Raw genomic sequence first — 18,715 nt, forward strand, 5'->3', positions numbered from 1 at the left:
TGGAGAAACATGCGAAATTAGTCTTTGCGGATTTTCAGCTCCATAAATTTCGTTCCTTCAACTGGATTAAATACATAAGGGTCAATATCATAGAACCCGAAGGAATGATATAAATCTTGTGCTCTTGTCATCGAGGGGAGCGTGTCCAGTCTCATATAGTCATAATGAAGCTGTGAGGCTTTTTGAATGATCGTTTGAATCAGAGAAACTCCGATCTTGTATCCTCTGTACGCATCTCGAACATACAATCTTTTCATTTCGCATATCCCTCCCGCAATCTTGCGAAGAGCTATACAGCCCGCTGCTTGTCCATCTACGAATGCTACTACTAAAGCACCAGCAGGTGACCCGTACTTTCCGGGTAAAGTCATGCATTCTGTATCAAAATCTTGAAAATCTAAATCGACCTCAAGCGATTGCGCATACTCCGTAAAAAGCTGCTTCACTATTTCTAGCTCATGTATGTCTTGTCCCGTAATGAGCTTGAACTCAATTAAATGTTCCTTGCCATTTCCTGTGGTTTGCATATCATGTGAGCCCCCGACTCTAGAGGATGTTTCGTGATATCCGAATAGTAGCACTTTTTGCCATAAAAATATATCCACTCGAATGAATGCCCAAATTTGGATAATAATTACCAAAAAATACAAACTTCATGTTGCCATTCATAATAAACATTCGATACTATTTTCCTATAAGCCCAATTTCTTGCAGACAGGAGTGCATGAGACGATGGAGGAGATTCGCCCTGTTTCAATTGACGATATCGATGAGGTCGTAAGGATCGCAGCGATGAGCTACCCTGGAAGCAATCTCCTGGGTGCAGAGAGCAGACAGCGATTCGCGGAACGTGTGAAGGAGACGATCGAAAATGATCCAAACGTCAGCTATCACGGCTGTTATCGGGATGGACGACTCGTGGGGATTATGAAATGGTACGACTTCCCGATGAATGTTCTTGGCACACCGCTCTTGACAGGCGGTATTGGCATGGTTGCCGTAGACCTTTTGCATAAAAAGGAAAAAGTGGCCAAGTCGATGCTGCAAGGTTTTCTCTCCAGCTATCGGGAACGCGGAATCTCGCTTGTCTCTCTTTATCCGTTTCGTGTTGATTTTTACAAGCAGATGGGTTTTGGAGTAGGGACCAAGGTTAACCAATACAAGTTCAAACCGTCCAGCCTGCCATTTGTGGGCAAGGACAACATCGTCTATATAGGAAAAGAGGACAAGGAAGACCTGTCGGCTTGCTATCATCGTATCGCACGACAGACACACGGCATGATCAAGCGAACGGATCGTGATTGGGACAGAATCCTTGATGCTCCCGAAATGATAGTCATCGGCTATAAAATGGAAGGGAAGCTAGGAGGCTATCTCGCCTTCCAGTTCCAGAGCGCACATGAAAAAAACAGAATCTTCAACAATATTGAAGTGAGGGAGCTTTTGTATGAGAATAGAGAAGCACTTGCCCAATTGCTCTCTTTCCTGCATAGTCAGGCTGATCAGATTCAGCGTATCGAATTAACGACGCCGGACGAAGATTTTCACTTGTTGCTCTCTGATCCGGGTAATGGATCGGATGCGCTCTTGTGGAGCATTTATCACGAGAGCCATGTATCTGGTGTGGGACTAATGTATCGGATAATTGATGTGCCAGGGTTTTTCCGCCAGCTTTCTCACCACCGCTTTGGTTCGGAAACGATGAATGTGAAGCTGTCGATCCGCGATTCGTTCCTGCCTGAGAATGAAGGAACGTGGCTCATCAAGTTTGTCGATGGACGTCCTGAAATAGCGGAAGAAGCTGCGGTCGACGTTTCGATGCAGCTGGACATTTCCGATTTTTCTTCACTCGTGATGGGAGTAGTAACTGCCCGCAAGCTGTATCAATACGGCCAGCTGCAACTGGATGTCCCAGAGAAGCTTCCGCTTTTGGATAAGTTGTTTGCTGTTCCAGAGAAGCCGCGAAGTGTGACGACCTTCTAAAAAATGAGGTTGTCACGTTTTTGACACATTTGGTTATCTTATTTTGCTTCCTCCCATATGTTGTTAGTAAATGGGAGGAGGTAGGTTTATGATCTTTCTTACGCTGGTTATCTTTTTTGCGTTTCTTTTAGTTGTTTGGGTTGTCGTGAAACTCCTCTTCCGGCTAGAAAAGCATGATTCCATTACGCATGACGAGAGAGAATTGTGGAATCGCTTTCAGGTAAAAGAGAAGGAGATGCGATACCGAAAACCCAAAAAATAAAAAAGAAAGGCGCCAAGCATCCAGGCGCTCTTTCTTTTGCGTAGCATCCATTATTCGAAGGAAGGTGAAAACAATGGCAGGTGGATCAGAGGGTCATCAACGTGAATTTTTCCGCTTACGATTAGAATACGCCCTCTGTGCAGACATGACCATTGTGCTGGTCAAAGGGAAAACCATGGAGATTGGGAGTACACAGGTCTTGATCGAGGATATTGGAGCTGGAGGACTTCGGTTTCTCTCTCATTTGAAAATGCCTGCAAATGACCAGCTCGTACTGCAGTTTGCGACGGAATTGTGTGGACAGGATCTTAAAATGTACGGCCACGTCGTCCGTACGATTCCGTGGGAAACGGATTTTTACGAGTATGCTGTACGCTTTACGATGGAAGAGGAACAACATCTGGAGATCAATCGTTTGGTAAACCGCCTGGCGATCCGCTACCGGCAAAAACGGGCAGCGACAGAAGGGCGTTTCTACAAAGGTGATCGTTTGGCATTTTTAAAAGAGCTGGCACAGGCGAGCCTTACCATGCGTGCTAGTGAAGCGTAGACAAAATAGCTTTCTGTTGTGCGAATATACAACAGGGAGCTTTTTTGTTTGACATATAACAAACGTAATGATAAATTATCTATAATAAAACAAACGAACAAAGGTTGTGTTTATAGATGGGTCTTCATGAAGCATTTTGGAGCGCGTCCCTGCAGGAGTGGAAGCAAGGATACATGGAACAAGAGGAGCATGTGATGTGCTTGCTCTGTGGAGAGCAGGTGGAGAAAGGGATTATTTATCCGGTGGAGGGAGCACTGTATGAGGCGTCTCGCTTTATGCGCCATCATATCGAGGTAGCACACGGTTCCGTCTTTACTCACCTGAGCCAGCTTGATAAACGATTAACGGGCTTGTCTGATCATCAAATTAGCTTGCTTCGCCTCTTCTACCAAGGCAAAACAGACGCTGAGGTTCAGAAAGAAATGGGAATCGGAAGTGCATCGACGATTCGTAATCACCGCTTTGCCCTAAAGGAAAAAGAGCGTCAGGCTAAGGTGTTCCTCGTCATGATGGAGCTGTTGCATGAAGCGGACAAAAACCAATCGTCCGCACAGGCAGGCGATGCCAAATCAGGCAAGCAAAAGAACTCCGTAAAAGATGGGGATGCCGCAGAGTATGCAGCGATCGTCACGAGATTTTTGCCGAATGGATTATCGGGCCGATTGGAGCGCTTCCCGCGCAAACAAAAGCATAAGCTCATCTTGCTCGAAGAGATTTCCAAAAAGTTTGAGCTTGGGCGTTTCTACACTGAGCCGGAAGTAAATGAAATGTTAGAAGGTCTCTACGACGATTACGTGACCTTGCGGAGATATTTAGTCGATTTTGGCTTGATGGACAGACAGGCTGACGGCAGTCAATATTGGCGGATTGCCGTGGCAAACGAAGGAGAGGAACGGGAGGAGCAACAGATGAATCGCAAACAAGAGCTCAAGCAGATGTACAAGGAATTAGAAGTCGATGCTGGCGTCTATCAAATTAAAAACAAGCAAAATGACAAAGTTTTTATCGCCAGCACGAATAACCTAAAAACGATCAACGGTAGAAAGTTTATGCTTCAACAAGGCTCTCACACGAATCGGGAACTGCAAAAAGACTGGGATAAGTATGGGGCAGACGCTTTCGAATTCGAAGTACTAGAGAAGGTTGAGAAGAAAGACCATCCGTATTTTGATGTGAAGGATGCACTGGAAAAGCTCGAAGATAAATGGATGAAAAAGCTGGCGCCATATGGTGATCGAGGCTATCACGTACAAAAAGATCCGTCCTAGTCTCGTCCATCATCCAGCATGCGGAAGCGCTCCAGGTGATCCCACAAGCCTTCCTTTTGCAAAATCTGAATTTGTTTTTCGCCAAGTAAATCAAAGTGCGGGAAGGGTGCACGGTTATGAATGTAGACAGGATTGAGTCCGTTGGCAAGGCACCAGTCTGTCAGTAACGAATAATTGGCACATCCTACTTTTGTAACGGTTTTGATTCCAGGAAACCGGGGGTCCAGCCAATAGTGGGTGAGAAATGCCAGTTCGCCTCGACTAACAGCTTGCTTCCAGCGGTTTAATTCGTCTCGTGTAATACCAAATGCCACTCTACCTCATCCTTTGCATAGCAGTCGCGTTTCTACCTCATTAATAGCATGGAATTGTTTATACGTCAAAAAGACAGTTCTCCTCGGGGATAGCCGAAGGAAACTGTCTTTTTGTGCAAGAGGTTATTTCATCGAACTCCTGTTGGAAGCTGCGGCGCGATGTAGTTCAGCTCTTCATCTGCTGTGATGTAATCTGTGTTGACCATGAGGAGCAAATAGCGTTTGCCGGTTTGTGGATCGCTAAGAATGATGTGATCTCGACCTGCTGTTTCGAGGACGCCACGGAAGATTTTGGCGTTCCATTGGCTGTTGTTTTCAAACGTTTGGTACACCGTAATGACTTTGCCACGATTCAGGCGAAGGATGTTTTCGATGTACGACTCTTCCATCACTTGCCCAGGAGTAATGGGCGTTCCCGGAATCCAGGCTCCACTTGGCTGCATGGGCACCAGTTGAGGCTGCTGCTGCTGAATCATCTGCTGTTGCTGCTGTTGTTGGGGCATGCCGTATGGATACTGTGCGGATGGGTACATGTCATAGCCGTATTGTTGTTGAGGGTAACCCGTGTAAGGCATTTGTTGACTCATGATGAACTCGCTCCTTTATCTATCTAGTCCTTCTAATAGACGCGTGGACAATCTGCACGTGTTGGAATGAAGAAGCAGTGTGCCTTATATCGACCTGAGTTTTGTTGATCCCACCAGGTAGCAGGACAGTTTCCAGTAGGACGGTAGAACCACAATGCGTTGCTCGCAGGTCGGGTTTTCTCACCATTGATTGCGCGTTGTGCCAGTCGTCTGTCCTTTTCCCTGGCCCGTTGATAGAAATACGGCTTCTGGATCGCTTCGAATCCTCCCGGGGATTGATAGACCATGTCACGCATGCTACGAATGTTTTTAAAGTCAAGACAGTTGCCCAAAATCCGATTGACCCCAACATTGCCAACCATCAGCATGCCTAGCTCACCTTCACCCTCAGCCTCGGCCCGAATCAGTCTGGCAAGCATATCGACATCGTTAGAATTTGCTTTGATGACGGCCATTGCTTCACCTCCTTCCCCAAAATCACAATATCAATATATGGGCGAATAGTAGAATGGTGATTGACCCGATAAATTTTTCATCTGATTGACGTTGACGTAAACGGCAGTTACAATTATTTTGTTCAGTAAATTTGGAATTTTACAAAAGGTTGTAAGGGGTGCTGGACATGTGGTCCATCTCTGATCTTGCTCAACAATTGGATATCAGCACCAGAACGATTCGGTACTACGAAGAGCTCGGCTTGATAGTTCCCAGTCGGACAGAGAAGGGGACCAGGCACTACGGCCGTAAGGATCGTGCCAGGCTGCGACTTATTCTGCGAGGGAAGCGATTCGGATTTTCGTTGGATCAGATTCGCGAGATGATTGAGCTGTTTGGCTGTGATCGTACAGGTCGTGCGCAGCTATTGCGAACGATCGAATACGGGAACCAAAAGCTGGCTGAAATCGACGAGAAAATCATGGAACTCCGACAACTGAGAAAAGACATTCTCGTCTACAAGCAAAAATTTGAACAAAAATTGCTTGAAGAAAATGAGGAGGAGAAACGATGAACGTATCAGCTCTGCTCGCAGCAAACGGAAGGAAATACCCTGACAAGCCTGCTCTTGTTGCCGGGGATATACAGGTCAGCTTTTCTCAGTGGGATACGATTTCAACGCAATGGGCATGCCAGTTGCAAGACCTTGGCATTGAGCAAGGTGATCGGGTCGTCATGCTGATGCCGAATTGCCCGGAGTTTGCGCTTTTTTACGTTGCTGTCATTCGCAGTGGAGCCCTCGTCGTACCGATTAATGCACGCTCAACACAAGAAGAAGTACGACATATATGTGAACATGCCGGAGCAAAGGCCATTCTCGTTCATGATGCCCTCGTCCATATCGTAAATGAATGGATCATTGATGCTCCACAGCTTGTCGCCATCAAAACGGGAGCAAGTCAAGGGAAGTGGCATGGAACAGCAGATTGGGATTCACAAGAAGTGTCTTCAGATAAAATGTATGCGCTTTCTTTTGGGGCGTATTTGACCAGTCTGAACGAAGATAGCGAGGTCAGCATCTTATATACATCCGGTACGACTGGACGCCCAAAAGGGGTGCTCTATACACATAGAAATTTATTGACTGTAGCCAAAATGATGTCGATTGAACTGTCGATGTCACATCGATCACGAATTTTGCATTTGATGCCGCTGAGTCATTCGGCTCCGCTCCATCTCTTTTTTATTGCAGGGCTGATGCTAGGCTCGACGCAGGTCATGGCCCTTACATTTTCTCCGCAGCTTCTCCTGGATTTGGTACAAACGCATCGGATTACGCACTTCTTCGGAGCGCCGGTCGCGTATTTGCTGACGATGAAGCATCCGGAGTTCGCCTCGTACGATTTGTCTTCCATCGAATACTGGATGTATGGAGGAGCACCGTTGTCAAAAGAGATGGCTTCGATCATGGAAGGAGCTTATGGTCGTGACAAGCTGGCGTGCGTCTACGGCTTGACGGAGGCGGGGCCGACGGGGATGTGCCTCTTGCACCGGGAGCATCCCGACAAAATCGGCAGTATCGGCAATCGCGGTGTCTTGTTCGTTGAAGTGGAAGTCGTTAACGAGCAAGGAGAGTGCTGCGCCATTGGCGAAGTGGGCGAAATCCGCTTGCGTGGGGATGGGACGATGAAAGGCTACTACAACAATCCTGAGGCAACCGCAGAAACCATCCGTGACGGTTGGGTGTACACTGGTGACATCGCCCGAATAGATGAGGATGGCTTTTTGTGGATGATTGACCGCAAAAAAGACGTGATGATTACAGGAGGGGTGAACGTTTATCCCAAGGAAATCGAGCAGCTGATAGAGCGTCATCCAGCGATTGCTGAGGTAGCAGTTGTAGGGCTGCCACATCCAGAGTGGGGCGAAACGGTTACCGCTTATCTGGTACTGAAACCAGAAGTTGATGCCAATGCTGATTGGCTAGAGGACATCAAGGGCTTTTTGCGCGGCCACCTCGCCGAATACAAGCTCCCTAGACAGGTGAATATCGTGCCTGCCCTGCCCCGTAACACAAGCGGAAAAGTCTTGAAGCATGTATTGCGTGATGTCAGCTCCCAGAAGGAAGTGGAGCAACGATGAGCGATCTGCAAACAAGGATTGATCAGCGCTCATACAGCGATAACATCCCGCATCCGCGAGCGCCGCATACCCAAAACTTTTTCGAGTCAGACCCCAACATTCATTATTTGCTGGAGCGTTATCTTCCTGCTTCCATGCAGGAATGGGCGAAACAGCAGTTAAGCTGGCTCGGGGCGCAGACGGCAGGTCCGATCGACGAGCGTGCAGCCTACACAGACAGAGAAGGCAAGCCGAGATTGCGCAAGTACAATCGGCTGGGCGAGGATGTATCCGAGATCATTACGAACGAAGGCTACCAGGAAACCGTAGCGGAGGTTTACGGAGCGGGCATCGTCAGCTACTTGTACCAAGACATACCTGAATTGGGGAGAAAAGCCCCGTATAGCTATTCTTTTTTCATGGGTTATCTCGTCAGTCAGTCTGAGCCTGGCTTCTATTGTCCCGTTACCTTGTCGATGTCAGCCGCTTATTTGATCGACAGGTATGGCAGTGATGAACAGAAGGAACAGTATCTCACAGGGCTCCGCACGCGCTTGTATGAGGGAGCCACTTGGCTGACGGAGAGACAGGGCGGTTCAGATGTTGGAGCGAATCGGACAGTAGCGGAGCCTGTAGCAGGTCGTCCGGGTGTGTATCGATTGACGGGCGAAAAGTTTTTTGCCAGCAATGCGGGAGCGATGGTTGCGACTGTATTGGCGAGAATGGATGAGGGGAAACCTGGAACCAAAGGGCTTGGCCTGTTTTTGGTCCCATGGATCAAGCCAGACAATGAGCGTAACAGCATCCAGGTCCGCCGACTGAAGGATAAGCTGGGGGTCAACGCCGTACCATCCGCAGAGATCTTGTTGAACGGGGCAGAGGGCTATTTGATCGGTGATCCGCAGAATGGCTTCAAATATATGGCGGAAGCCCTTAACCTGTCACGGATTTGCAACGCAATTGCTTCCATTGGGATCATGCGCCGAGCTTTTTATGAAGCGAAGTATTATGCGCAAGAACGCCGTGCATTCGGGAATACAATCGATCACTATCCGATGGTAAAAGAAATGCTGGTCAGCCTCTTGTTGGATACGGAGGTCAGCACGGGTGCGGTGTTTGATATGATTGCTGTCTATGATCGCCTGCAGGCCAATCCTGTGAGTAAAGAGGACGTTGCACTGGCTCGTTTGCTGATTCCGTTGCTGAAATACCGTACAGGGGAGGAAGCGGTCGAATCAACCCATACGGCGATTGAAATCCATGGCGGTAACGGTTTTATCGAGGAATACGTGACGCCACGGCTGTTGCGTGACGCACAAGTTTTGACGGTGTGGGAAGGCACCTCGAATATTCTTGCCCTCGATATATTGCGTGTGATGCAAAAAGAAAACAGCCACGTAGTGTTTAGCAGAATGCTGCGCGAGCGCATAGCTGGCTGGAAGCATAATTTTTCACAGCCACACGCCGATTTGATTCGGTCAGAGCTGGCCACCCTGGAAGAAAATATCGCTTATCTCATGCAACAGACCCACGATTATTTGACGTACAAATTAAAAGCGCTCGCGGACCATATGGTAGATTTGTACACCTTATCGTGCATCGTCAGTGAGGCAGAGGATCAGGTTACACGTGAAGGAAATGCGCGCAAATACATTTTGGCAAAGCTGTATGCCGAGAAGCATTTCCATCCACCAGCAAAGCGGGGAATTCAAGCTGATTCTTTGCTGGATGTCCAGTTTTTTGCCCAGCTGGTGGAGTATCAGCCTGTCAGTGTGGAAGAGTTGGCCCGACATTCCGCTATTGTTCCGACCCGATAATCAAAAAGCGCCTAAAGACCACTTGTTGAAGTGTCTTGGGCGCTTTTGCTTCTTACGCATACCGCTTGCGGCGCATGTTCCAAATAAACCAGATCGCGGCAACCAATGTTGCGACCGCCAGTAGAGTGATCTCAAAGTATTCATCGATCAGAGCCTTTGCGTGTTTTCCATATAAATAAAACAAGGTGCCAATCAAATAAAACTTCAATCCCCGCCCGATGATCGCGTAAAACATAAGCTTGGTCAGCGAGTAATTGAATACGCCACTAAGCACAGTGAATACCTTGAAAGGAATGGGGGTAAAAGCTCCGATCAGTACCGCAGCGTCCCCGTTTTTTGCGAATTTTTCCGTCGCTACGACAACCCATTTTTCAGGGAGAATCTTGTGCAAAAGTGGTTTTCCCAGCCATCTCCCCAACAAATATCCGATGGGAGCGCCGAGAACGGAAGCAGTAAAAGCTACAGTCGCAAACTGAAGCGCTGAGCCCGGATCGAGCAAACTCATCGCAATTTGCATAAAAAACGGAGGAATCGGACTAATAAACGAGTCCAAAAATGCCATGGCAACGAGTCCCCACATCCCATATTGCATAAAAAGCTGCGTGATTTGTTCGAGCATGAGCGTCTCCTTATGAAAAATTCAGTTCTTGTAGCTAACATATGCCTCTTTGTCCAAACAATGACCGTTCGTGGCAAGCGAAACGTGGTCATTAAGTCCTTGTTTTTCATTGACGCTAGGAAAGATTATCCACTAGAATGAAGAGAAACAGGACAAACATCATGGGAGGAACCAATGAAAACATTGGGTTCGGGAAAAGTCGTTTTCTATGCGCCAAACGGGACTGACCTGCAGTTATCAGGGGAAATTGACGTACGTGGTGATCGAGTATCCGTAACGGAAATTATTTATTTCAATGGGCAACCAAACGGAGCGCGCGAAACGAATTTGCCGCTGGCGCAAACTGTGATTTACTGGGAGCCAGAAGTTTACGAACAAATCGGCTATGAAGAATAAAAAGAATATTTGCGAAGCCAAACCCTGTCATGTACAGGGTTTTTTCGCATGTAGCGATTGATCTGTCGGCACCTCGGGCTATAGCCGATGTCCCGGTATTGTGATATCATGTGGGATGGAATTTACGTATGGTACAAGGAGTGATCCTTATGATCGATTCTATATTGGAACGTGCACTCGCAGGCGAGCGATTGGGTCTTGAAGACGGTTTGGCTTTGTTTGCGAGCAATGAAATTGAGAAGATCGGACATTATGCCAATCTGGTCATGCAAAAGCATCATCCAGATCCGATTGCGACTTTTGTCATTAGTCGCAATGTCAATTACACGAATGTATGTGACACGTATTGCCGTTTTTGTGCCTTTTATCGTGCTCCTGGCAACTCCGAAGGCTACGTTCTTCCCAGAGAGACGATTTTCCAAAAAATTCAGGAGACCGTTGACGTAGGCGGTACAGAGATCTTGATGCAAGGCGGCACGAATCCTGATTTGAAACTGGATTATTACACCGACCTCTTGCGTGCGATCAAGGAACGCTTCCCGCACATTACCATGCACTCTCTGTCTGTTGCAGAAGTAATGAAAATCGCGGAAGTTTCCAACATGTCAGTCGAAGAAGTACTCAAAGAGCTGAAAGCAGCGGGTCTTGATTCCTTGCCGGGAGCGGGCGGAGAAATCCTTGATGATCGTACACGTCGGAAGATTTCCCGATTGAAGGGTTCTTGGACAGACTGGATTGATACGCAAAAAGCCGCACACCGTGCAGGCTTGCCAGGAACGGCTACCATGGTCATCGGTTTCGGAGAAGAAATGGAGGAGCGCGTACTATCTCTTCTGCGCATTCGTGATGCCCAAGACGAAACAGGCGGATTCAAAGCGTTCATCGTCTGGACGTTCCAGCCGGATAATACGAATATGAAGGCAGTAAACAACACGCCAGAGGAATACTTGAAAACACTGGCAATCAGCCGCCTCATGCTGGATAATATCAAAAACTTCCAATCCTCCTGGGTGACAATGGGCCCACATTACGGCCAGCTCTCCCTCTCCTATGGGGCGAACGATTTCGGTCAAACGATGATGGAAGAAAACGTTGTTTCCGCAGCGGCATGTACGTACAAGGTCAATACGAACCAAATTTTGGAGCTCATCCGTGGCGCAGGCAAAATCCCTGCTCAACGCAACACGCAGTATGACATCCTGCACGTTTTCAAAGACGGCGAGATGGCAGAACGTGATTTTGTGATGCAAAACTGATCAGCTGATAAACGCCTCTCTGCAACACTCCTGGATAAAAGGAGATCGGCAGGGAGGCGTTTTTTGATTTTTGGGCCAGGTATTTTTTACCTGCAACCTTCCCTGAGTTTCCAACCGTTTAAAAGTATATCGCTCCTGACGGGACATATACTGTAACTACAATGGCGGTTGGGGGGATGGTTATGCAGACGTTTCGCGTATTGCTGGAGAATGTCCCTGAGCATTGTGACACGTATCGTGCTATCGTAAATGAGATGACGGAGCGGGTCAACACTACACCGGTGCGCATTACATACAGGGAGCAAGAAGAGAATGGGTACATCTTGTTCTACTTTCAAAGCTGGTGCGAGACTGAGTATGATGCGCAGACGATAGAGTGGGCGAGAGCCTTCGTTGCTCTTACATTAGCCGAATGGGTCATTCAGGTGAAGGAACCAATCATTATGGAGGAAATGGCCGCCGATTTACTTGCTGCAGAACAGATGGAAACAGAATGGGCTGAGATTTTTCCTTATATTCAACGAGTGTGTCAGGAAGTCGAGCTTGATGGTCGAGAGCTGTTGACGGCTACAACGCGCAAGGCCAATGTATATCGCAAAACTTTTACCTATTTGGAAATGGAGAGAACGATCAACGTCTTGGGCTTTGTTCGTTTTCGGCTGCAGGAGCATTGGAATGAGCTGTTCGAGCTCGTGGAAACTGGCATTGATGAATACCTGGAAGACAAGCAATACCAAGAGTTTGTAGAGCTCCTGCGCTATTTCATCGCGGTACAGGAAACCAAGCAGGAAGTGGTTCATGTCGTTCCTAGTGTGGACAAACCTTTCCATCTTTATGATAAAAAAGGGGATCGTCTCTGGCTTGAGCAGCTGGATACGGTTCTGAGTATGGACGAACAAAAATGCAGGGACGAGGATTATTTGGTTAGTGCATTGGTTACACTGGCTCCTGAGAGCATCGTGCTCCACATGGCTTCAGAAAAGCCGGGCCTCGCTCAGACCATCCGCAGCATTTTTGACAGCAGGCTTATTACATGTCACGCTTGTTCCCTTTGTCTGTCTGAGCGACGTGTACTTGACGGGAATAATCCGTCTAAACTATAATAGCAACAACAACTTTACAGCGCTTATAAATACGATGAGAAGGACATGGACGATATCGAGAACGCTCTAGAGAGGCGAGTCACGGCTGGAAGCTCGCTGCGCATCTCATATGGATCTACCACCTTCGAGTAGCTGCCGGGAACGAAGCATTTTGCTTTCACTATCGGTATGCCGGTTAGATGCCGTTACATTGGAATGAGGAGTCTGTTTGATTGTAAACAGACTTGAAGTAGGGTGGTACCGCGAGAACACACTCGTCCCTTTTTTGGGATGAGTGTTTTTTTATTTTCTCTAACAAAACCAGATACAGGAAGGAAGAATCCTCAGTGGCACAAATTAATGTTACTTTCCCAGATGGAGCCGTTCGTCAATACGACGCTGGGATTACCATCGAAGACATCGCAGGCTCCATTAGCTCTAGCCTGAAGAAAAAGGCAGTAGCTGGTAAAAAAGACGGCAAGGTTGTGGATCTGTACACAGCTTTGGAAGATGATGCAGCGATTGAAATCGTCACCCTCGATTCTGCTGACGGGTTGGAAGTATACCGCCATAGTACCGCTCACTTGCTCGCTCAAGCTGTAAAGCGTATTTACGGCACGGAAGTGAAGTTCGGAATCGGTCCTGTGATTGAAGACGGCTTCTACTACGATATGGACATTCCTGTTTCCTTGTCTCCAGATGATCTGGGCAAAATCGAAGCAGAAATGGAAAAAATCGTGAAGGAAGACCTGCCGATTCGCCGCAAAGTAGTAAGCCGCGAAGAAGCAACTGCGATTTTCCAAGAACTGAATGATCACCTGAAGCTGGAGCTGATTCGCGACCTGCCAGAGGACGCGACTATCACGCTGTATGAGCAAGGCGAATTTTTCGACCTCTGTCGTGGGCCGCACTTGCCATCCACTGGTTTCATCAAAGCGTTCAAGCTGATGAGCGTGGCAGGTGCATACTGGCGCGGAAAAGCAGAAAACCAAGTTCTGCAACGCGTATACGGTACAGCTTGGCCGAAAAAAGCAGACATGGATGAATATCTGCACTTCATCGAAGAAGCGAAAAAGCGCGATCACCGCAAATTGGGTAAAGAACTGGGACTGTTCATGTTCTCGGAAGAAGCACCAGGTATGCCTTTCTACCTGCCAAAAGGCTTCACTGTTCGCAACGAGCTGGAGCAGTTCTCCCGCCGTCTGCAACAATTGGCACAATACACAGAAGTTCGCTCTCCGTTCCTCATGAACGAGCGTCTCTGGAAAGAATCCGGTCACTGGGATCACTACAAAGAGAACATGTACTTCTCTGAAGTAGACAACGCGACTTATGCGTTGAAGCCAATGAACTGCCCAGGACACATGCTGATCTATAAAAACGAGATGCATTCCTACCGCGACCTGCCGATCCGTTACTCCGAGTTCGGGCAAGTTCACCGCCATGAGTACTCCGGGGCTTTGAACGGAATGCTGCGGGTGCGCACCTTCTGCCAGGATGACGCACACGTATTTGTCCGTCCTGATCAGATCGCGAGTGAAATCAAAGGCATGATCACTTTGATTGACAGCATCTACAAGGTGTTTGGCTTCGAATACAGTGTGGCTCTGTCCACTCGTCCGGAGGATTCCATGGGCTCTGATGAGCTGTGGGAAGCAGCAGAAAGCTCTCTGAAAACAGTACTGGAAGAGCTCGATATGCCATATGAAGTCAAAGAAGGCGACGGTGCGTTCTACGGACCGAAGATCGACTTCCAAATTACCGATGCACTGAAACGCCGTCACCAATGCGGAACGATCCAGCTTGACTTCCAGATGCCAGAGAAATTCGACCTGACTTACGTGGGTCAAGATAACGAGAAGCATCGTCCAGTTGTCTTGCACCGTGCGATGTACGGCTCCATGGAGCGCTTCATCGGTATCCTGATCGAGCACTACGCAGGGGCATTCCCGATTTGGCTGACTCCAATTCAGGCGCGCATCATGAACATCAGCGAAGTACACATGCCTTACGCAGAGCAAGTAAAAGAAAAACTGCAACAAGCTGGCATTCGTGTAGAGCTGGATGGCCGCAATGAGAAAATCGGCTACAAAATCCGTGAAGCTCAAGTGGAAAAAATTCCGTACATGCTGGTCATCGGTGAAAAAGAGATGACGGATGGTACATTGTCTGTTCGCAGACGTGGAGTCGGTGATGAAGGCGCGATGACTGTGGATGCGTTTGTGGAAAAAATCCGCGCTGAAATCAATGAAATGAAGTAAGAAAACTGTTAGTACAAACAACAGGTGGAGCTGCCCCGAGAGCAACTGGGGTGGCTCTTTTTTCATTTTGGAAGAGCAAAGTGCAGGTAAAATCCTCCGCCCGGAGTCCAGATATGGTACTCTAGAACCAACACGTTTTGAACAGGGAGTCGTCAATTCCATGTGGAAAAAGTAGAGAAGCTGTCATATTGTAGATGGACGACACTGCGTAAAAATGAGGAGAGTGAACACCAATGCCAGAGCAAGTGCTTGATTTACGGAATCGGCCTCTCCGAGATCTGCGAATATCCGTCACCGATAAATGTAATTTTCGTTGCCGTTATTGCATGCCTGCCGAAATTTTTGGACCAGATTTTGAGTTTTTGCCGCAAAGTAAGCTGCTGACTTTTGAGGAAATCACCCGATTGACTCATATCTTTACTTCGCTTGGGGTTGGGAAAATTCGCATCACTGGCGGTGAGCCTTTGATGCGCAGAAATTTACCTGAACTGATTCGAATGATACGCCAAGTAGAAGGCGTTCAAGATATTGCGATGACGACAAACGGTTCTCTCTTGTCCCGTCATGCTCATGCCCTAAAAGAAGCGGGTCTGGATCGGGTCACGATCAGCTTGGACAGCTTGGATAATGAGCGTTTTGGACTTTTGAATGGCAGAGGTTATCAGGTGGATACTGTCTTAGAAGGGATTCGTGTTGCTGCGGATGCCGGACTATCGATCAAGATCAACATGGTCGTACAGCGGGGAGTCAATGAGCAAGATATTTTGCCGATGGCACGGTACTTCCGTGAGCAAGGACATACCCTTCGTTTTATCGAATTCATGGATGTGGGAAACAGTAACGGCTGGAAGCTGGATCAGGTTGTGCCGTCCAGTGAAATTGTGCGCATGATCCATGAGGAGATGCCGTTGGTAGCGACTGAAGCGAATTACTATGGAGAGGTGGCTTCTCGCTATCGCTATGAGGAAGGGGACCAAGAGATCGGGTTGATCTCATCAGTGACGCAAGCTTTTTGTTCCACTTGTACGCGTGCTCGCTTGTCGGCAGAAGGGAAAATGTACAACTGTCTGTTCGCTTCATCAGGGGATGATTTGCGAGAGCCATTACGCGATGGTCGCACGGATGAGGAGATTCGCGAGTTGATACGAACGATTTGGGAACGGCGTGACGTGCGCTACTCCGAGGAACGGCTAAGCGAAACGCCTGGACTCGCCAAGCGCGAAAAAGTGGAGATGTCCCACATCGGCGGCTAAATTGGTAGAAGGCTTGACAAAAACCTAGCTACCTTGTAATATAAGTTGCGTGTATAAACACTTCATACTTCGAGAACAAGCAGAGGCGCCCAGCTTCTCACCTGGGTCGACGTCGTATACGACTGTTGACAGGTAACTCTTACGCAAAGATCCTCGGATCTAATGAAATTGCTTAGGTGAGATATGTGCGGGCGCAAATTGCGTTCGCACATTTTTGTTCCTTCTCGAAATTGACGGGGGTGGCAAGTATTAGCAAGGATCAAATGTTAATTAACGAAGCGATCCGTGCCCGTGAAGTCCGTTTAATCGGTGCTGACGGGAGCCAATTGGGAGTCGTACCTTTTAGGGAAGCGTTGCGCATTGCCCAGGAAGCTGAATTGGATCTGGTAAACGTTGCTCCTACAGCCAAGCCGCCTGTATGCCGTATTATGGACTATGGAAAGTTCAAGTACGAGCAGGCGAAAAAGGAAAAAGAAGCACGTAAAAACCAGAAGATCATCGAGCTGAAAGAAGTGCGTTTTTCTTCTAACATCGAGGAACACGATTTTCAAACAAAGCTTCGCAACGTCCGTAAGTTCTTGGAGGATCATCACAAGGTGAAGTGTTCGATCCGTTTCCGTGGACGTGAAATCACCCACTCCGAAATTGGACTAGGCGTTATGGAACGTGTAGCTGCCCAGTGTGAAGATCTCGCTGCGCCTGAGCGCAAGCCGAAGATCGAGGGTCGCAGCATGATCATGATTCTGGCTCCGAAAGCGGAAAAGTAAGATAGTAGTTTAGACAGGAGGATTTTTCAGATGCCTAAAATGAAAACCAACAAGGCTGCTGCGAAACGTTTCAAAAAGACTGGAAGCGGCCAATTGAAGCGCGACCGCGCATTTGGTAGCCACTTGTTCGCTAACAAAACGACAAAAGCAAAACGCCACCTGCGTAAAGCTGCACTCGTTTCCAAAGGCGATCAAAAACGTATTGAGCAAATGCTCACTTACCTGTAAGTTTTTCTCTATTACACACCATTACGCAGCATGAGCTCCCTAAGCGCCTAGCAGTAGGCCGCCATGCTGGAAAGACCAGGAGGAGTTTAGTATGCCAAGAGTAAAAGGTGGCATTGTTACACGCCGTCGTCATAAGAAAATCCTGAAGCTGGCGAAAGGATACTTCGGTTCCAAACATCGCCTGTTTAAATCCGCTAATGCGCAGGTAATGAAATCCCTGCTGTATGCATACCGCGACCGTCGTCAAAAGAAACGTGATTTCCGCAAACTGTGGATCACTCGTATCAACGCGCAAGCTCGCATGAACGGTCTGTCCTACAGCCGTCTGATGCATGGCCTGAAAGTTGCTGGCATCGAAGTTAACCGCAAAATGCTGGCTGACTTGGCTGTTAACGACAAAGCAGCGTTCAACGAACTGGCTGCAGTTGCAAAAAGCAAAGTGAACGCTTAATCACGAATAGAAGAGCCGATCTTCCCGATTTAGGGTAAGGTCGGCTTTTTTGCTGTGCTTTCGGATAGTCACAGGCTATCAATCTCGTGGTCATAGCTTGTAGCAAAGATAGAACGAGGCGAGATTTTGAAGAAAATCTACGTACTGGACACCAACGTACTCCTGCAAGATCCAAGGGCGATGTTTTCTTTCGCTGACAACGAAATTGTCATACCGGCTGTCGTATTGGAAGAAATCGATTCCAAAAAGCGGTACATGGATGAAATTGGCCGCAATGCTCGGTACGTATCTCGGCTCTTTGACAGTTTTCGTGAGCTGGGTCATTTGCACACTGGTATTACCCTGGAAACCGGTGGGCTGTTTCGGGTGGAATTGAACCACTCCTCACTCCAGCAATTACAGAAACAGTTCACGGACATGACGAACGACAACCGCATTTTGGCGGTCGCACTAAACTTACAGGAGGAGGAAAATTTAACTCCACAGCCAAGACCCGTCATATTGGTAAGTAAGGATGCTCTCATGAGAGTCAAGGCTGATGCATTGAATATTTCCGCAGAGGATTTTCTTTCAGATCGAGTCGTGGGGGAGTTCTCCAGTATTTACCCCGGATATCAAAAGATGATGGTAGCGTCCGAAATCATTAAGTCATACTACGCGACGAGAAAGCTGCAATTGGCCGCTTGTTTTCCACGCTATCGCTTTTACCCTCATCAATTTTTAGTGCTGAAGGACGAATGTAACCCATCTATTTCGGCGATTGGGAAAGTCGACCCGGACGGAAAAATGTTAGAAATGCTCGTGTCAGATGATGATCCGATTTGGGGCATCCGAGCCCGTAACGTGCAGCAGCGGATGGCAACCGAATTGCTGCTAAGAGATGATATCCCATTAGTAACCATGACCGGAAAGGCCGGAACAGGAAAAACTTTGCTGGCATTAGCAGCGGGCCTGCTGCAAATCGAGGACCAGCAAAAATACAAAAAGTTGTTAGTGGCAAGACCTATCGTTCCGCTTGGAAAAGACATCGGTTTTTTGCCCGGCGAAAAGGAAGAAAAGCTTCGG

Annotated in this window: 21 protein-coding genes and 1 other annotated feature; of the genes, 16 read left to right on the top strand and 5 right to left on the bottom strand. The window is 47.9% G+C overall.

Annotated elements, in window-relative coordinates; genetic code table 11:
* Positions 1-17: 17 nt before the first annotated feature.
* A complete protein-coding gene (locus AB1L17_RS25205) occupies positions 18-527 on the bottom strand; it encodes a GNAT family N-acetyltransferase (protein ID WP_412846042.1) in 510 nt (169 codons plus the stop codon).
* 205 nt (positions 528-732) lie between these two features.
* Here AB1L17_RS25205 and AB1L17_RS25210 point away from each other — a divergent pair, with 205 nt between their 5' ends.
* The 4 genes from AB1L17_RS25210 (at position 733) to AB1L17_RS25225 (ending at position 4,063) form a co-directional block, all read left to right on the top strand.
* Positions 733-1,983 (top strand): GNAT family N-acetyltransferase, encoded by a 1,251-nt coding sequence (locus AB1L17_RS25210; protein WP_412846041.1) that lies wholly within the window; start codon positions 733-735, stop codon positions 1,981-1,983.
* Between the two features lie 88 nt (positions 1,984-2,071).
* On the top strand, positions 2,072-2,245 hold the full coding sequence (locus tag AB1L17_RS25215; RefSeq protein WP_412846040.1) for a hypothetical protein: 174 nt from the start codon (positions 2,072-2,074) through the stop codon (positions 2,243-2,245).
* Between the two features lie 73 nt (positions 2,246-2,318).
* Positions 2,319-2,795 (top strand): PilZ domain-containing protein, encoded by a 477-nt coding sequence (locus tag AB1L17_RS25220; RefSeq protein ID WP_412846039.1) that lies wholly within the window; start codon positions 2,319-2,321, stop codon positions 2,793-2,795.
* A 116-nt stretch (positions 2,796-2,911) separates the two neighbouring features.
* On the top strand, positions 2,912-4,063 hold the full coding sequence (locus tag AB1L17_RS25225; protein WP_412846038.1) for a DUF2087 domain-containing protein: 1,152 nt from the start codon (positions 2,912-2,914) through the stop codon (positions 4,061-4,063).
* Here AB1L17_RS25225 and AB1L17_RS25230 read toward each other — a convergent pair.
* The 3 genes from AB1L17_RS25230 to AB1L17_RS25240 form a co-directional block, all read right to left on the bottom strand.
* Positions 4,060-4,377, bottom strand: a complete 318-nt coding sequence (locus AB1L17_RS25230; RefSeq protein WP_412846037.1) for a hypothetical protein — start codon at positions 4,375-4,377, stop codon at positions 4,060-4,062. The genes AB1L17_RS25225 and AB1L17_RS25230 overlap by 4 nt on opposite strands.
* Before the next feature lie 128 nt (positions 4,378-4,505).
* The gene (gene gerQ / locus AB1L17_RS25235; protein ID WP_412846036.1) at positions 4,506-4,964 is read right to left on the bottom strand and encodes a spore coat protein GerQ; all 459 of its coding nucleotides are present in this window, start codon (positions 4,962-4,964) and stop codon (positions 4,506-4,508) included.
* Between the two features lie 32 nt (positions 4,965-4,996).
* On the bottom strand, positions 4,997-5,419 hold the full coding sequence (locus AB1L17_RS25240) for a cell wall hydrolase (RefSeq protein ID WP_412846035.1): 423 nt from the start codon (positions 5,417-5,419) through the stop codon (positions 4,997-4,999).
* Positions 5,420-5,586: 167 nt separating this feature from the next.
* Between AB1L17_RS25240 and AB1L17_RS25245 the strand changes: the two genes are divergently transcribed.
* The 3 genes from AB1L17_RS25245 to AB1L17_RS25255 are packed head-to-tail and all read left to right on the top strand — an operon-like array spanning position 5,587 to position 9,337.
* On the top strand, positions 5,587-5,973 hold the full coding sequence (locus AB1L17_RS25245; RefSeq protein WP_412846034.1) for a MerR family transcriptional regulator: 387 nt from the start codon (positions 5,587-5,589) through the stop codon (positions 5,971-5,973).
* Positions 5,970-7,541: a class I adenylate-forming enzyme family protein gene (locus AB1L17_RS25250; RefSeq protein WP_412846033.1), complete on the top strand. Its 1,572-nt coding sequence runs from the start codon at positions 5,970-5,972 to the stop codon at positions 7,539-7,541. The genes AB1L17_RS25245 and AB1L17_RS25250 overlap by 4 nt, the downstream gene beginning before the upstream one ends.
* Positions 7,538-9,337, top strand: a complete 1,800-nt coding sequence (locus tag AB1L17_RS25255) for an acyl-CoA dehydrogenase family protein (protein ID WP_412846032.1) — start codon at positions 7,538-7,540, stop codon at positions 9,335-9,337. Before AB1L17_RS25250 ends, AB1L17_RS25255 begins: the two co-directional genes overlap by 4 nt.
* Positions 9,338-9,389: 52 nt before the next feature.
* On the opposite strand, the gene AB1L17_RS25260 is transcribed toward AB1L17_RS25255, so the two are convergent.
* Positions 9,390-9,956 (bottom strand): YqaA family protein, encoded by a 567-nt coding sequence (locus AB1L17_RS25260; RefSeq protein WP_412846031.1) that lies wholly within the window; start codon positions 9,954-9,956, stop codon positions 9,390-9,392.
* Between the two features lie 174 nt (positions 9,957-10,130).
* Here AB1L17_RS25260 and AB1L17_RS25265 point away from each other — a divergent pair, with 174 nt between their 5' ends.
* The 9 genes from AB1L17_RS25265 to AB1L17_RS25305 form a co-directional block, all read left to right on the top strand.
* A complete protein-coding gene (locus AB1L17_RS25265) occupies positions 10,131-10,352 on the top strand; it encodes a hypothetical protein (protein WP_412846030.1) in 222 nt (73 codons plus the stop codon).
* Between the two features lie 149 nt (positions 10,353-10,501).
* Complete coding sequence (gene mqnC / locus AB1L17_RS25270) at positions 10,502-11,608, top strand: cyclic dehypoxanthinyl futalosine synthase (protein WP_412846029.1); 1,107 nt, start codon at positions 10,502-10,504, stop codon at positions 11,606-11,608.
* A gap of 182 nt (positions 11,609-11,790) precedes the next feature.
* Positions 11,791-12,711 (top strand): sporulation protein YtxC, encoded by a 921-nt coding sequence (gene ytxC, locus AB1L17_RS25275; protein ID WP_412846028.1) that lies wholly within the window; start codon positions 11,791-11,793, stop codon positions 12,709-12,711.
* Between the two features lie 25 nt (positions 12,712-12,736).
* Positions 12,737-12,976 (top strand) — a binding site (T-box leader).
* A gap of 61 nt (positions 12,977-13,037) precedes the next feature.
* Complete coding sequence (thrS, locus tag AB1L17_RS25280; RefSeq protein ID WP_412846027.1) at positions 13,038-14,951, top strand: threonine--tRNA ligase; 1,914 nt, start codon at positions 13,038-13,040, stop codon at positions 14,949-14,951.
* 233 nt (positions 14,952-15,184) lie between these two features.
* Positions 15,185-16,204: a GTP 3',8-cyclase MoaA gene (gene moaA / locus AB1L17_RS25285; protein ID WP_412846025.1), complete on the top strand. Its 1,020-nt coding sequence runs from the start codon at positions 15,185-15,187 to the stop codon at positions 16,202-16,204.
* 263 nt (positions 16,205-16,467) lie between these two features.
* On the top strand, positions 16,468-16,971 hold the full coding sequence (gene infC / locus AB1L17_RS25290) for a translation initiation factor IF-3 (protein WP_412846173.1): 504 nt from the start codon (positions 16,468-16,470) through the stop codon (positions 16,969-16,971).
* A 30-nt stretch (positions 16,972-17,001) separates the two neighbouring features.
* On the top strand, positions 17,002-17,199 hold the full coding sequence (rpmI, locus tag AB1L17_RS25295; RefSeq protein WP_017251031.1) for a 50S ribosomal protein L35: 198 nt from the start codon (positions 17,002-17,004) through the stop codon (positions 17,197-17,199).
* Positions 17,200-17,290: 91 nt separating this feature from the next.
* A complete protein-coding gene (rplT, locus tag AB1L17_RS25300) occupies positions 17,291-17,650 on the top strand; it encodes a 50S ribosomal protein L20 (protein WP_412846024.1) in 360 nt (119 codons plus the stop codon).
* Between the two features lie 126 nt (positions 17,651-17,776).
* Positions 17,777-18,715: PhoH family protein (locus AB1L17_RS25305; RefSeq protein WP_412846022.1), on the top strand; the 939-nt coding region annotated here is incomplete at its 3' end.

Origin of the sequence: Brevibacillus jepli, from assembly GCF_047229145.1 — a bacterium.
In the GTDB taxonomy this organism is placed as follows: Bacteria; Bacillota; Bacilli; order Brevibacillales; family Brevibacillaceae; genus Brevibacillus.